The organism is Streptomyces sp. NPDC025638, from assembly GCF_055558775.1.
Genome location: NZ_JBVHLX010000007.1, coordinates 313706 through 327741, shown reverse-complemented (window position 1 = coordinate 327741; position 14036 = coordinate 313706). Strand labels below are relative to the sequence as shown.

Sequence of the window (14036 nt, the reverse complement as noted above, 5' to 3'; positions counted from 1 at the left end):
CCCTCCCAGAAGGGCCTGACCTCCATGGACACCATGCGTGACCGCTTCGCCCCCGTCGTCTCCCGGATCCTCGACGAGGACGCCCGGGTCGCGGTCGTCCTCGCCGAGATCGGCAAGGACGGCTTCGCCGAGGCGTGGCGCCGGCATCCGGACCGGGTGATCAACGTCGGTATCCGCGAGCAGCTCCTGGTCGGGGCCGCGGCCGGGCTGGCGCTCACCGGGATGCGGCCGGTCGTGCACACCTTCGCCAGCTTTCTGGTCGAGCGGCCCTTCGAGCAGGTGAAGCTGGACCTGGGGCACCAGGACGTCGGGGCGGTCCTGGTGAGCGCGGCCGCCTCCTTCGACTGGCCCGCCGGCGGGTACACGCACATGGCGCCCGGCGACGTGGCACTGCTCGACACCCTGGACGGCTGGACCGTCCATGTGCCCGGGCACCCCGACGAGGCCGAGACGCTGCTGCTGCGCGCGGTCGCGGCGGGCGACGACAAGGTGTACGTCCGCCTGTCCGTGCAGAGCAACCGGCAGGGCCTCCCGGTGGACGGCCGGCGTTTCCTCACCGTCCGCGAGGGACGCTCCGGTGTGGTCGTCGCCGTGGGTCCGGTGCTGGACGCCGTTCTGGCCGCCACCGAGCACCTCGATGTGACCGTCCTGTACGCGACGACGGTACGGCCCTTCGACGCGCCCGCACTGCGCCGGGCCACCGAGTCGGCGGGCACGGACGTCGTACTCGTCGAGCCGTATCTGGCCGGGACGTCGACGGCCGCCGTGAACGAGGCCCTGTCGGACGTGCCCCACCGGGTGCTCGCTCTGGGCGTGGGACGCCGCGAACTGCGACGGTACGGAGGCATCGAGGAGCACATCGCCGCGCACGGACTCGACGCGGCAGGTCTGCGGGACCGGATCGCGGGGTTCGTCGCGGCGCCGGTACGGGGGTGATCGCCGGTACGGGGTGATCAGTGCCCGCTCGTGGCCGCGTCGGCCCGGACCAGGTCCCGTATCGCCCGGACCGCGAGCAGGGCGACGGGGACCACCAGACTCATCGCCCCGGCGACCAGCAGGACATGACCGGCACCCAGGACACCGGCCGTGGGCCCGGCGAGGGCCTGGCCGACCGGCATCATCGCGAGAGAGCCCGCCACGTCGTAGGCGTGGATGCGGTTGAGGACGTCGGGCGGGACCTGGGTCTGCACGCTGGTCGCCCACATCACGCCCCAGAAGGACATCCCGGCCCCGGCAACGGCCGCCCCGGCCGCCATGGCCGGTACGCCCAGACCGGCGCCCACGGTCATCGGAAAGCCGACGAAGGCGAAGAGGGCGATCGAGCCGGCCCGGAGCATCCGGCGGGGCCGCAGCCGCAGGGCGAGCAGGCCGCCCAGGACGGTACCGGCGCCGAGCGCCGAGTTGACCAGGCCGTAGGCGCGCGGGCCGTGGTGCCGCACCACCTCCGTGGCCACCAGCGGGACGGTCGGCCCCCATACGGCGATCATGTAGACACACCAGACGGCGATGACTCCCCACAGCCACGTCCGCGCCCTGAACTCCCGCCAGCCCTCGACCAGATCGGCCTTGAGGGCCCCGGCGCCCGCCGCCGGGGCCCGGCCGGCGTCGGGGAGCGGCGGCAGCCGGAGCAGCAGAAGACACAGGGCGCTCACCGCGTACGTGGCGGCGTGGGCCGCGAACACACCACCGGGCGAGGCGAAACCGACCAGCAGGCCGGCGAGGGCGGGTCCCGCCAGCTGGGCCGCGGACTCGGCGATCCGTATGGCACCGTTGGCGCCCTGGATGTCGGAGGCGAGCCGCGGCACCGTGCTCGCCACACCGGGCTGGAACACCGCTCCCGCCACTCCGTTGACGACGCCGATCGCGCAGACCTGCCACAGGACCACGTGGCCGGCGAAGAACAGCGTGGCGGCGAGGGACTGCGTGCCGATCCGGACCAGATCCGCGCCGATCATCAGTCTGCGGGTGCTGAACCGGTCGGCGATCACCCCGCCGAAGACGACCAGTCCGGCGAAGGCGGCGGCCGTCGAGGCCATGGCCAGGCCCACGGCGCCCGCGCCGTACCCGTGCTCCAGCAGGCCGGCGGCGAGCGCCACGGGCAGCATGGTGTCCCCGAGCCGGGCGACGGCTCGCGCCACGAAGAACAGAACGAAGTCCCGCGACCAGACCGTACGGGCCCGGTCCCCCCGCCCGCCACCGAACTCGGCTCCGGCAACGATGTCACGCCGTGACGACGTCCCGGTCATCCCGGCCCCCTCCCCCTCGGCTCCGCCACCGCCGCCGGATCATGCCACGGCGCCCGGCCGTGTTCGACCTTTTTTACGCCCCGTCCGGCAGGCCCAATTCCGGGTGGGAGTCGAGAAGTCGGGGCGGGGCCGCCTGGCGCCAGGAGTCGGCGAGGATGTCGCGCAGTTCGTCCTCGTCCTCCAGTGCGGCGAGCCGGACGCGGACCCAGGCGAACTGGGCCTCGTGGTCGGCGATCCAGAACTTCTCCGGTTCCGCCAGGACCAGTTCGTCGCGCTCCTCCTTGGGACAGCGCACGGCGATGGAGGTCTCATCCTCGGGCAGCGTGGCGAACATCTTCCCGGCCGCCCGGAACGTGGGCATGCTCCAGGCGATCTTCTCCGTGGTGTCCGGCAGGGACAGGGCGATACGGCGTACGTCTTCGGCATCCTGCATGACAGGCACCGTAGCCCGTGCCACTGACAATCACCTGGTCGGAGCGGATATGCGCTTGTAGTAGAGCGAGGTGGGCCGCAGCACTCCGGCGGGGCTCGCCGCGTAGTCGGGGATGACACCGGCCCTGGTCCAGCCGGCCGAGCGGTAGAGGTGCTCGGCGGGGCTGTCGGTCTCGGTGTCCAGGTGGAGGAGGGTGATTCCGGCCGTGGCGGCCGCTTCCTCCGCGGTGGACAGCAGCCGGCGGCCGAGGCCCCTTCCACGGCCGTCCCGGTGGACCATCAGCTTGACGATCTCGGCGCGGTGTCGGCTGTTGGGTTTGTCGGGGAAGGCCAGACCCACCGTCCCGGTCACCCGTCCGTCGTCGCCCCGCGCCATCCACACGACGAGCTGCCCGGCGGCCACGGCGGCGGCCCGCTCCCGCCACCAGGCGAGGGCCTCCGCGCGGCCGAGCGGGGCCAGGAAGCCGATGGACGCCCCGTCGGCCACGACGGCGGTGAGCAGTTCGGCCAGTTCCGCCGCCAAGTCCCGTGTCCGGTGCGCGTCCAGGCGGGTCACCGTCATGGCAGCACCACCGCCAGCACGTACCGCACGTCCTCGGGCCCCGGGCAGCGGAACCGCGTCGGTCCCCACACCCGCAGCCGCAGGCAGTCGCCGGCGTCCAGTCGGTGCCGGACGTCCTGAACGGTGACGTCGAGCGTTCCCGCCAGCACCCAGATGTGCTGTTCCAGGCCCGGCACGGGCGGCCGGTCGTAGGCGATGTCGGCCCCGGCGGTCAGCCGCCCCTCGACGAGTTCGCCGCGCAGCCCGGCGTGCGGGGGCGACACCGAGCGCCGTACGAACCCGGAGGCCCGGTCCTCCCACACCGGCTGCTCGGCCGCGCGCACCACCGGCGCGGGGGCCGACTCCACCTCGCTGAGCAGTTGGGACATGGTCCGCCCGTACACCTGGCACAGCCGGTTGAGCAGCGCCGCCGTGGGACTGACCTCCGCGCGCTCGGCCCGGGACAGGGTCGATCTGCTCACTCCGCTGCGCTCCGCCAACTCGCCCAGCGACCAGCCGCGTTCGCCCCGCAGCTCGGCCAGGCGGGCCCCGAGCCGCGCGTCGACGGCGTCCGGGGCTGGGTCTTCCCGTTCACGTCTCATATCCGGGACGCTATCCCTGATGTGAGACGGGCGGGTTACGGAAGGCTCACGCCTGTGCCGCCTCGCCCAGTGCTTCCAGCACCTGCCGGATCAAGGGGTGGCCCTCGGCTCCCCGCCGTACCGCCGCGAAGACCCGGCGGGTCGGGGCCACGCCGTCGACGGGACGGACCACCACGCCCGTGAGGTCCGTGCCGCGCAGGGCGGAGCGGGGGACGAGGGCGACGCCCGCGCCGGCGGAGGCGAGGGCGACGACCGCGCGGAAGTCGTCCGAGGAGTGTTCGAGGCGGGGCTGGAATCCGGCGCTCTCACAGGCCAGGACGACGACGTCGTGGCAGGGGTTGCCGGGGTAGGGGCCGATCCACGCGTCCTTGGCCAGCTCGGCGAGGGGGACCTCGGTGGCGTCGGCGAGACGGTGGGTGACCGGGACGACCGCGTCGAACGGCTCGGCGTAGAGCGGGACATGGGTCAGCCGCGGGTCGTCGGCGGGCGGGGCCCCGCGGTACTCGACGGCGACCGCGACATCGACCTGCCGGTCCAGGACCATGGGCAGGCTGGCGTCGCCCTCGGCGTCCTGGACGCGGATGCGTATCCCGGGCGCCGCCTGCGCGAGCCGGGCCACCGCCGGCGCGACGACCTGGGCGATACCGGTCGCGAAGGCGGCGACCGTGACCGTCCCGGCCTCGCCCGAGCCGTACGCCGCGAGCTCGGCCTCGGCCCGCTCCAGCTGGGCGAGGACGGCGTTGGTGTGCCCGAGCAGGATCTCGCCGGCCGGGGTCAGCCGTACGCCCTTGGCGCTGCGCTCGACGAGCCGGTGGCCCGTCTCCTGCTCCAGGGCCGCCAGCTGCTGGGAGACGGCCGAGGGCGTGAGATAGAGCGCGGCGGCAGCCGCTGTCACGGTGCGGTGGTCCGCCACCGCACGCAGGATGTGGAGCCGCCGCGCTTCGATCATGCGGCCAATTATCGCAAGGCGTGCGCCCCGCTCAGACCGCCAGCTCGGCCCGGGCCTCGACGAAGGCGTCGACCGCGCGGTTGACGTCCTCGGTGGAGTGGGCGGCGGACAGCTGGACGCGGATGCGGGCCTGGCCCTGCGGGACAACCGGGTAGGAGAAGCCGATCACATAGACGCCGCGCTCCAGCAGCAGCTCCGCCAGCCGGCCCGCCTGCGCCGCGTCGCCGATCATGACGGGCGCGATGGCGTGGTCGCCGGGGAGGATGTCGAAGCCCTCCTCGGTCATCCGGCGGCGGAACAGCGCCGTGTTCTCGGTGAGCCGGACGCGCAGGTCGTCGGCCGACTCCAGCAGGTCGATGACCTTCAGGGACGCGGCGGCGATCACCGGGGCCAGCGTGTTCGAGAACAGGTACGGCCGCGAGCGCTGGCGCAGCAGGGCCACGATCTCGCCGCGGGCGGCGACATAGCCGCCGGAGGCGCCGCCGAGCGCCTTGCCGAGGGTGCCGGTGATGATGTCGACGCGGTCCATGACGCCGTGCAGCTCGGGGGTGCCGCGGCCGCCGGGGCCGACGAAGCCGACGGCGTGCGAGTCGTCGACCATGACCATCGCGTCGTAGCGGTCGGCCAGATCGCAGATCTCCCGGAGCGGGGCCAGATAGCCGTCCATGGAGAAGACGCCGTCCGTGACGATCAGCCTGCGGCGCGCACCGCCCTCGGCGGCCTCCTTCAACTGCCGCTCCAGGTCCGCCATGTCGCGGTTGGCGTAGCGGAAACGGCGGGCCTTGGACAGCCGGATGCCGTCGATGATCGAGGCGTGGTTCAGGGCGTCGGAGATCACCGCGTCCTCGGCGCCGAGCAGCGTCTCGAAGACGCCGCCGTTGGCGTCGAAGCAGGAGGAGTAGAGGATCGTGTCCTCCTGGCCGAGGAAGGCCGACAGCCGCGCCTCCAGCTCCTTGTGCACCTCCTGCGTACCGCAGATGAAGCGCACGGACGCCATGCCGTAGCCCCAGCGGTCCAGGGCCGTGTGGGCCGCGGCGATCACCTCGGGGTGGTCGGCGAGACCGAGGTAGTTGTTGGCGCAGAAGTTGAGGACCTCGCCGGGGCGGCCGCCCGCGCTGACGTTGACGGTCGCGGACTGCGGGGTGTCGATCACGCGCTCAGGCTTGTGCAGACCGGCGGCACGGATGTCGTCGAGGGTGGCGCGCAGATCGTCGCGCACGGAGTCGAACATCGGAAAGCTCCTAGAAAAACGGGTGACTTACGCAGTCCAGTCGAGGATTACCTTGCCGCCGCGGCCGCTCGCCGCGTCGGTGAACGCCGCCTCGAAGTCGCGGTAGTCGTAGCGGCCGGTGATCACGGGGGACAGGTCGAGGCCGGCTTCCAGCAGCACCGACATCGCGTACCAGGTCTCGAACATCTCGCGGCCGTAGATGCCCTTGATGGTGATCATCGAGGTGACGATCCGGGCCCAGTCGACCGGGAACTCCTGCGTCGGCAGGCCGAGCATGGCGATCCGGCCGCCGTGCGTCATGTTGGCGATCATGTCGCGCATCGCCTCGGGGCGGCCGGACATCTCCAGGCCGATGTCGAAGCCCTCGCGCAGGCCGAGTTCGCGCTGCCCGTCGGCGATGCTCGACTCCGCCACGTCGAGCGCGAGGCTCACCCCGATCTTCCGCGCCAGTTGCAGGCGCTCCTCGCTGACGTCGGTGATCACGACGTTGCGGGCGCCGGCGTGCCGGGCCACCGCCGCGGCCATCAGGCCGATCGGGCCGGCGCCGGTGATCAGGACGTCCTCACCGACCAGCGGGAAGGACAGCGCGGTGTGCACGGCGTTGCCGAACGGATCGAAGATCGCGGCGACATCGAGGTCGACGGGGACGCGGTGCACCCAGACGTTGGTGGCGGGCAGGGCGACGTACTCGGCGAACGCCCCGTCCCGGCCGACGCCGAGCCCGATCGTGGCCCGGCACAGATGGCGGCGGCCGGCCAGGCAGTTGCGGCACTTGCCGCACACCAGATGGCCCTCGCCGCTGACCCGGTCGCCCACCTTGATGTCGTCGACGTCCCGGCCGGTCCCGACGACCTCGCCGACGAACTCGTGTCCGACCACGAGCGGGGTGCGGATCGTCTGCCGGGCCCAGCCGTCCCAGGACCGGATGTGCAGGTCGGTGCCGCAGATGCCGGTCCGCTGGACCTTGATCAGTACGTCACCGGGTCCGACCGTGGGCTCGGGGACGTCCGTGAGCCACAGCCCGGGCTCCGCCTTCTCCTTGACCAGCGCCTTCAACGCTACGGCTCCTGTGGGTGAGGCCCTGGTCCCGGGCACGCCGAAGGAGCCCTGAACCGGGGAAGAGGGGTGGAATCTGAGCTGCAATCTGCCGCATTCGCGGGGCGCGGTCCATCGAGCTTTTCTTAACCGCCGCCTCAGCTTTCCTTCATGCCCCCGCGGACCCCTCCAGCCCCTCAAGACCCGCGGCGAGTTCCACGGCCGTCGCCTTGATGGTCTCCAGACCGGCCTTGCCCCAGTGCCGGGGCTCGACGTCGGCGACACACACCGTGCCCAGCACCATGCCCGTGCTGTCGATGAGCGGGGCTCCCAGATAGGAGCGGATGCCGTACGTGTCGACGACCGGGTTGCCCGCGAACCGCGGGTAGTCGCACACGTCCTCCAGCACCAGCGCCTTGCGCCGGACCACCACATGGGGGCAGAAGCCATGGTCACGGGGCATGGAGCGGCCCACCTCGGGCCTGGTGCCGTCGGGCAGCACGACCGGTCCGGCGCCCGGGGTGCGCAGGCCGGCGAAGAACTGCCGCTCCTCATCGATGAAGTTGACCATGGCGTACGGCGCGCCGGTGTGCTCGGCGAGGCGGCCCGCAAACGCGTCGAGGGCGGGCTCCGGGCGCTCCCCGAGGCCGAGTCGGCGCAGTCTGTGGGTGCGGGCGGGGGCCTCCCGGTCCTCGGGGGTGAGCAGCAGACCCCTGACCGGGCGCGGCGGCTCGTAACTCATGGCCTGGCTCCGGCTGTGTGGACGTGGGTCATGTGCGGGCTCCGTGGCGGGTTGTGCGGGGATCACCTGTGGGCGCCGTGGCTCGGCGCGTGGACAGGGGCGTGGGCGATGAGATGGCGCACCAGGGTGAGCAGGGTCTGGACACCGGAACTGGAGATGCGTGCGTCGCAGCGGACGACGGGGATCTCGGGGTCGAGGTCGATGGCGGCACGCACCTCCTCCGGGTCGTAGCGGTAGGACCCGTCGAACTCGTTGACGGCGACGATGAAGCCGAGACCGCGCTCCTCGAAGAAGTCGACGGCCGCGAAACAGTCCTCCAGGCGGCGGGTGTCGGCGAGGATGACCGCGCCGAGCGCGCCTTCGGACAGTTCGTCCCACATGAACCAGAACCGCTCCTGTCCGGGCGTGCCGAACAGATACAGCACATGCTGCGGGTCGAGCGTGATGCGGCCGAAGTCCATCGCCACGGTCGTCTCGATCTTGTTCTCGATGCCGTCGAGACTGTCGGTCGCGGCACTGACCGTGGTGAGGAGCTCCTCCGTGCTGAGCGGCGCGATCTCGCTCACCGCGCCCACGAAGGTGGTCTTGCCGACCCCGAACCCGCCCGCCACAAGGATCTTGAGTGCGGTGGGGAACGGGTCATAGCTGTCGTCGTAGTCCATCGAGCACTGCCTCCAGAAGGGACCGGTCAGTGGGGTTGTGGTGGAACGCGGGGGGCTTGGCGGTCAGCGCCCCGCAGTCGACGAGGTCGGAGAGCAGCACCTTGGTGACCACCGCCGGCAGCTTGAGATGGGCCGCGACCTCGGCGACGGGGACGGGCGCGCGGCACAGGTCGAGTGCCTGGGCGTGCTCGGGGCCGAGGTAGCCGAGGGGGGTCGCTCCGGTGGCCATCACCTGTGACATGAGGTCCATGTCGATGGTGGGCCGGGTGCGGCCGTTGCTGACCGTGAAGGGGCGCACCAGCCGTCCGGCCGCGTCGTCGAGCCAGGGCCCGTCGCCGGCCGTCGGCACGCTCAAGGCCTCATCGCCGGGGGTTCGACGGCTGGCTGCCGGGGCGCGGTCACCAGGTAGGGGCGGACGCTCTTGACGAGCATCGCCATCTCGTAGCCGAGCACCGCCGCGTCGGCCTCCCGGCCGGCGAGCACCGCGAGGCAGGTGCCGGAGCCGGCGGTGGTGACGAACAGCAGGGTCGAGTCGAGTTCGACGACCACCTGCCGTACGTCCCCGCCGTCGCCGAACCGGACGCCCGCGCTACGGCCGAGGGAGTAGAGGCCGGAGGCGAGGGCGGCCATGTGGTCGGCGCTGTCGGGGTCGAGGCCGTGGACGGACTTCACCAGTCCGTCGCAGGACAGGAGCACCGCGCTGGAGGTGTGCGGTACGCGCTGCACGAGGCCGCTCATCAGCCAGTCGAGGTCGGATACCTGGGCGGTCGGCGCATCGCTCGCCATGGTCGATCGACTCCTTGGGGTACGAAGGTCTGTGGGAGCGCCGGGCGTGGGGGTGGGTCCTGGGGTGGAAACGGGGGTGGTCATCCGGCCGGTGCGCTCCCGTCGGGCCGGGTGGTGAGATCGGATTGCACGGGGGCCGGGTGGTGCGGGTCGGTTGCGCCCCGGTCCGTCAGGCTCGTACGGGTCCACTCGGGGTGGGGTTCCTCGATGCGGGTCGGCTGCTGATCCATGTCTCCCCGACCCATGTGGGCGTGCCCCAGCTCTGTCGGGGAGGTGTGGATCGACTCCACATGTGCCGGTCCGCCATGAACGGACTCGACGTGTGCCGGTCCCCCATGCATCGGCTCAGGATGCGCCGCATCCGTGTGCTGCTGCGCCTCGGCGAGGCCGACTCCGCGCTGGAAGGCCGCCATCAGGCCGGGGTCGTGTCCCGCGGGGGTCTCGCTGTCCTGGCGTGGTGCCGGGCCACCGCGCAGTTGGGGCACGATGTGCTCCTGGGCGCGGCGGCGGGGCAGTTGGGGTTTGCCCATGGTGCCGCGTACGACGCCGGTGACGCGCGGGGTGGGGGGCGCGCCCGCGGTCTCCTCGATCGTCCGGCGGTCGTCGGCCCGGATCCCGGGCACGGCCGCGGCGGGATTCGACCGCGCCTCGCGGGCACCGCGCACCGGCAGCGGCGCCGGGGCGTCGGCGCCCGCCGGGCCCGCCGTCGCGGACTCACCGTGCGCGTGCCACCTCGTGGCGCCCGCCGGCGGCTCCGCGGAACGGCCCGGCGGCTGCCCGGTCCCGTGCCCTGCCCGGTGACCACGCGTGGAACCTGCCTGGGCTGCGCCCTGGGGCCCGGCCGGTCCGTTCGGGTCCCCGCCCCCGGCACTCCCCCGGGCCCCGCCCGGACTTCCGTCCGCCGCTCCCCCGTGGACCACCGGTAAGGCACCGCCCGGGGACGGCGTGGCTGCCCCCGTCGCGGGATCCGGCCTGCCCGCGGTCCGCTGCGGATGCTGCCGCGCCGCGGGTGCGGGCGGCAGTCCCTTGCCCGTCGCCTCGCGCGGCTGCGGTACGGCTCCGGGGGCGCCCGGCGTCGTACCCAGCAGCTCCTGCGGGACGACGAGTACGGCCTGCACGCCGCCGTAGATGTTGGACTGCAGGCGGACGTGGATGCCGTGCCGACGCGCGAGCTGGGAGACGACGAAGAGCCCGATGCGGCCGTCGGCCAGCAGGCTGGCGACGTTGACCTGGTCGGGGTCGGCCAGCAGGGCGTTCATCCTGGCCTGCTCGCCGACCGGCATGCCGAGCCCGCGGTCCTCCACCTCCACGGCGAGCCCCGAGGTGACGAGGTTGGCGCGGAGCAGGACCTGGGTGTGGGGAGCGGAGAACACCGTGGCGTTCTCGACGAGTTCGGCCAGCAGATGGATGACGTCTGCAACGGCGTGACCGCGCAGTTCGCCGTCGATCGGCGGCACCAGCTTGACCCGCGAGTACTGCTCGACCTCGGCGATGGCCGACCGCAGCACCTCCGTCATGGAGACGGGGTTGCTCCACTGCCGCCGTGAGACGGCGCCGCCGAGCACGGCGAGGTTCTCGGCGTGCCGCCGGATCCGGGTGGCGAGGTGGTCCACGTGGAAGAGACCCTTGAGCAGGTCGGGGTCCTCGATCTCGTTCTCCAGGTCGTCGAGGATCGAGATCTCCCGGTGCACGAGGGACTGCAGCCGCCGGGCGAGGTTGACGAAGACCTCCAGCTTCTGTTCGCTGCCCGTCTGGCTGGAGAGCTGTGCGGCCTGGACGACGGCACTTACGGCGCTGTCGTGGGCGCGGGCCAGGTCGGCGGCGAGGAGTTCGAAGTCGTCGGCGTCCTCGGGCGGTCCGCCGCGCGGTTTGCGCTGCGGTGCCGCCTCCCCGCGGCGCAGCGCCTCGACGAGGGCGCGCACATCGGCCTCGCCGCGGACGGCGCTGCGGCGCAGGGCGCCGACGCGGTCGCGCACCGAGCGGGCGGCACGGCCGGCGGCGACGGCGGCGATCACGATGCCCACGACCGTCACCGAGACCGCTCCGGCGATCACGGCCCAGAGGGTCATGCCGGGCCGCACTCCGGTGGTGCGGACGGTGAACAGGACGACCGCGCTGCCGCTGAGCGCCACCGCGGTGGGCGGCAGCACGGCGAGACGGAGGAGTTGGGGACGTATGTGCGTCTCGGGCAGTGCGGGAACGGGGCGGGCGACCGGTCGCCCGTGCCGGCCGCCCTCACGGCGGTCGGCACGTGCGGCCGGTGCACGGAGGTGAGACATCGGTGTCCTCGTACTGGTCCGTCGGGCTTGATTCCTCGCGCTGGTGCGCAATATGGGCATGCGCCATCGCGGTGCCGGTCGATAGAGCCGTCGAATTTCGGCCCTTCGTCGCCCGACGGACACTCACAGTAGTCGCCTGTGCATCATGTGCGGTGGGCAGTTGACAAAGTCCCACGGGCAGCGTCCCGCTCTGGTATGAGGCGTCGTACGACAGGGCGATAAGCCCCTCAGGGCCCTCGTTCCAGAACGAACAAAAGGCAATTCAGAGCGGTCGGAAATGAACACGCGCCAGGCCTATGGCATTTCGCCATCGGCGAGCGGGCACATCAGTGGCCCATTCGAAAAGTTGCGCGGAAAAGGCGAAGAAGCGGCGACCGCGCGGCCGGTGGCCGACCGCGCGGTGGCGCACAGGGTCAGCCCGCGGAAACGGTCTCCGGGTCGCCCTCCTCCTCGGCGGGGTCACCGACGACGTCGGCCGCCGCACGCGCCCGGTCCCGGTCCGCCGGGGACACCACGCCCTCGGCCTCGGCGCCCCCGTCCGCCGCGGTCGGCCAGCCGCCCACCGGGGCCATGGCCACGCCGCGCCACCACGGCTCGGCCGGCACGGTCTCGGCGGCCGGCTCGAAGGGCTCGCCGGGGCGGGGCAGGGCGACGGGGGCGCCGGCCGCGGCGGCGGCCGCGACGGTGCCCTCGCCGGGGTCCGACCACGCGTGGGTGGCCAGATTGAAGGTGCCCCAGTGGATCGGCAGCATCACACCGTGCGGCCTGCCACCCTGGAGGTCGAGGTGGGCGCGCATGCCCTCCTCGGGGGTCATGTGGATGTCCGGCCAGAAGTCGGAGTAGGCGCCGATCTGGATCATGGTGGCGTCGAAGGGTCCGTGGTCGGCGCCTATGTCCTTGAATCCCTCGAAGTACCCGGTGTCACCACTGTGGTAGATCCGGTGCCGCTCGCCCGCGACGGCCCAGGAGGCCCAGAGCGTGTGCTGGGTGTTGCGCAGGCCGCGGCCGCAGAAGTGGCGGGCCGGCGTGGCGGTCAGGGTGAGACCGCCGACCTTGGTCTCCTCGTGCCAGTCCAGCTCGCGCAGCCGGCTCTCGGCCACGCCCCAGTGCTCGAGGTGGGCGCCGACGCCGAGCGGCACGGCGAACAGGGTGTCCGTGCCGGCCAGCGCCTTGATCGAGGGCATGTCCAGGTGGTCGTAGTGGTCGTGCGAGATGACCACGACGTCGACCGGGCCGAGCGCCGCCAGCGGAACCGGAACCGGGTGCAGCCGCTTGGGCCCGGCGAACGGGAGCGGAGAGCAGCGCTCGCCCCAGACGGGGTCGAAGAGCACGCGCTGTCCGTCGATCTCCGCGAGCACACTGGAGTGGCCCATCCACGTCAGCCGGAGTCCCGTGGTGGGTGGCTCGGCGAGGTCGGCGAGGGTGGTGGCGTGCACCGGGACCGTGCCCCGCGGGGCGCGCCGGGGCCGCTCGTCCTTGTCGAAGAAGACCTTGGCGAAGTCCAGCATCGAGCCGGAGGGCCGGGTCCGTGCCGTGCCTCCGGGGTTCTGGAAGACACCGTCCTTGAAGTGCGGCGATCTGTGGATACGCGCCAGGCGCTCACCGTCCGGGTCCACGCCGAAGGCAGCAGGCTGCAGCGCGCGGAGCCCGGAGCTCAGGGAACGCAAACCGGTCACGGTACCTCCAGGTGGAGTCGCTGAGGTCATCCATTATGGTCGGCCCCTCCGACAACCCCGGATCGCCGGGGTATCGCCGGGGTATCGCCGGGGTCACAGCCCGCTGCCACGGCCCGCAAAGCGTCCGGCGCTGCCATGTCACATCCGTGCGGTCCCCGTCCGTCATACCGGTGAGGGCATCCGCACCCGGGTGTCCCGGCTCCGGCGCTTCAGGAGGTGGCCCCATGGCCCGTATCCCGCTCACCCCGCCCCGCACCCCCTTCGTACGGCTCACCGAGTGGTACAGCCGGCGCGTGTACGGCAAGGTCCTCGACCCCGTCCGGGCACTCGCGCACAACCCCCGCGTGCTCCGGAGCGATCTGCGGTTCGAGCAGTCGGTGGCGAAGTGGAACCGGCTCGACCCGGACCTGAAGGCCCTCGCCGAGATGGCGACGGCCGCCGCGATCGGGTGCTCGTGGTGCATGGACTTCGGCTACTGGGTCAGCCGGGAGCGCGGTATGGCGCCCGAGAAGGTGCAGGACGTTCCCCTGTGGCGCGACAGTGACGCGTACACGCCCCTGGAGCGCGACGTCATGGCGTACGCCGAGGCGATGACGGCGACCCCGCCCACGGTCGAGGACGACCTGGTCGCCCGGCTGCGCGACCGCTTGGGCGAGCCGGCCCTGGTGGAGCTGACGGCGATGGTGGCGGTGGAGAACCTCCGCTCGCGCATCAACTCCTCCCTGGGCCTGACGAGCCAGGGGTTCAAGGACTCCTGCGCGGTGCCGGCCTCCGGAGGCGATCGGCGGACGACTGCGAAGTAGCGGTGACCGCGCAGTCGCGGCCGCTGCGAAGTAGCGGCCACTGCCTCCACGA

The 14036-nt window shown here is 72.4% G+C and carries 15 protein-coding genes; 2 read left to right on the top strand and 13 right to left on the bottom strand.

Annotated features, from left to right (window positions below; translation table 11 throughout):
* The first annotated feature begins 24 nt into the window (after positions 1-24).
* Positions 25-936, top strand: coding sequence for a transketolase family protein (locus ACZ4EG_RS20520; protein WP_467791585.1), 912 nt, complete (start codon positions 25-27; stop codon positions 934-936).
* Between the two features lie 17 nt (positions 937-953).
* Here ACZ4EG_RS20520 and ACZ4EG_RS20515 read toward each other — a convergent pair whose 3' ends face one another.
* The 13 genes from ACZ4EG_RS20515 to ACZ4EG_RS20455 form a co-directional block, all read right to left on the bottom strand.
* Positions 954-2246: an MFS transporter gene (locus ACZ4EG_RS20515; RefSeq protein WP_467791584.1), complete on the bottom strand. Its 1293-nt coding sequence runs from the start codon at positions 2244-2246 to the stop codon at positions 954-956.
* A 73-nt stretch (positions 2247-2319) separates the two neighbouring features.
* On the bottom strand, positions 2320-2679 hold the full coding sequence (locus ACZ4EG_RS20510; protein WP_453545470.1) for an MmcQ/YjbR family DNA-binding protein: 360 nt from the start codon (positions 2677-2679) through the stop codon (positions 2320-2322).
* A gap of 30 nt (positions 2680-2709) precedes the next feature.
* The gene (locus ACZ4EG_RS20505; RefSeq protein WP_467791583.1) at positions 2710-3240 is read right to left on the bottom strand and encodes a GNAT family N-acetyltransferase; all 531 of its coding nucleotides are present in this window, start codon (positions 3238-3240) and stop codon (positions 2710-2712) included.
* Positions 3237-3821 (bottom strand): helix-turn-helix domain-containing protein, encoded by a 585-nt coding sequence (locus ACZ4EG_RS20500; RefSeq protein WP_453545466.1) that lies wholly within the window; start codon positions 3819-3821, stop codon positions 3237-3239. The genes ACZ4EG_RS20505 and ACZ4EG_RS20500 overlap by 4 nt, the downstream gene beginning before the upstream one ends.
* 46 nt (positions 3822-3867) lie before the next feature.
* A complete protein-coding gene (locus tag ACZ4EG_RS20495) occupies positions 3868-4770 on the bottom strand; it encodes a LysR family transcriptional regulator (RefSeq protein WP_453545464.1) in 903 nt (300 codons plus the stop codon).
* 31 nt (positions 4771-4801) lie between these two features.
* Positions 4802-6001, bottom strand: a complete 1200-nt coding sequence (locus tag ACZ4EG_RS20490; RefSeq protein ID WP_467791582.1) for a glycine C-acetyltransferase — start codon at positions 5999-6001, stop codon at positions 4802-4804.
* 27 nt (positions 6002-6028) lie between these two features.
* A complete protein-coding gene (tdh, locus tag ACZ4EG_RS20485; RefSeq protein WP_467791581.1) occupies positions 6029-7057 on the bottom strand; it encodes an L-threonine 3-dehydrogenase in 1029 nt (342 codons plus the stop codon).
* A 148-nt stretch (positions 7058-7205) separates the two neighbouring features.
* Entirely contained in the window at positions 7206-7778 is a 573-nt protein-coding gene (locus tag ACZ4EG_RS20480) for a GAF domain-containing protein (protein ID WP_467791580.1), read from the bottom strand.
* A gap of 62 nt (positions 7779-7840) precedes the next feature.
* Positions 7841-8440: a GTP-binding protein gene (locus ACZ4EG_RS20475; RefSeq protein ID WP_363298565.1), complete on the bottom strand. Its 600-nt coding sequence runs from the start codon at positions 8438-8440 to the stop codon at positions 7841-7843.
* A complete protein-coding gene (locus ACZ4EG_RS20470) occupies positions 8418-8789 on the bottom strand; it encodes a DUF742 domain-containing protein (protein WP_363298620.1) in 372 nt (123 codons plus the stop codon). Before ACZ4EG_RS20470 ends, ACZ4EG_RS20475 begins: the two co-directional genes overlap by 23 nt.
* A 2-nt stretch (positions 8790-8791) precedes the next feature.
* Positions 8792-9226, bottom strand: a complete 435-nt coding sequence (locus tag ACZ4EG_RS20465) for a roadblock/LC7 domain-containing protein (protein WP_390705573.1) — start codon at positions 9224-9226, stop codon at positions 8792-8794.
* 80 nt (positions 9227-9306) lie between these two features.
* Entirely contained in the window at positions 9307-11505 is a 2199-nt protein-coding gene (locus ACZ4EG_RS20460) for a sensor histidine kinase (protein WP_467791579.1), read from the bottom strand.
* Between the two features lie 413 nt (positions 11506-11918).
* Positions 11919-13181, bottom strand: a complete 1263-nt coding sequence (locus ACZ4EG_RS20455) for an MBL fold metallo-hydrolase (protein WP_467791578.1) — start codon at positions 13179-13181, stop codon at positions 11919-11921.
* Between the two features lie 224 nt (positions 13182-13405).
* Between ACZ4EG_RS20455 and ACZ4EG_RS20450 the strand changes: the two genes are divergently transcribed.
* Positions 13406-13984, top strand: coding sequence for a carboxymuconolactone decarboxylase family protein (locus tag ACZ4EG_RS20450; RefSeq protein ID WP_467791577.1), 579 nt, complete (start codon positions 13406-13408; stop codon positions 13982-13984).
* The last annotated feature ends 52 nt before the right edge of the window (positions 13985-14036 follow it).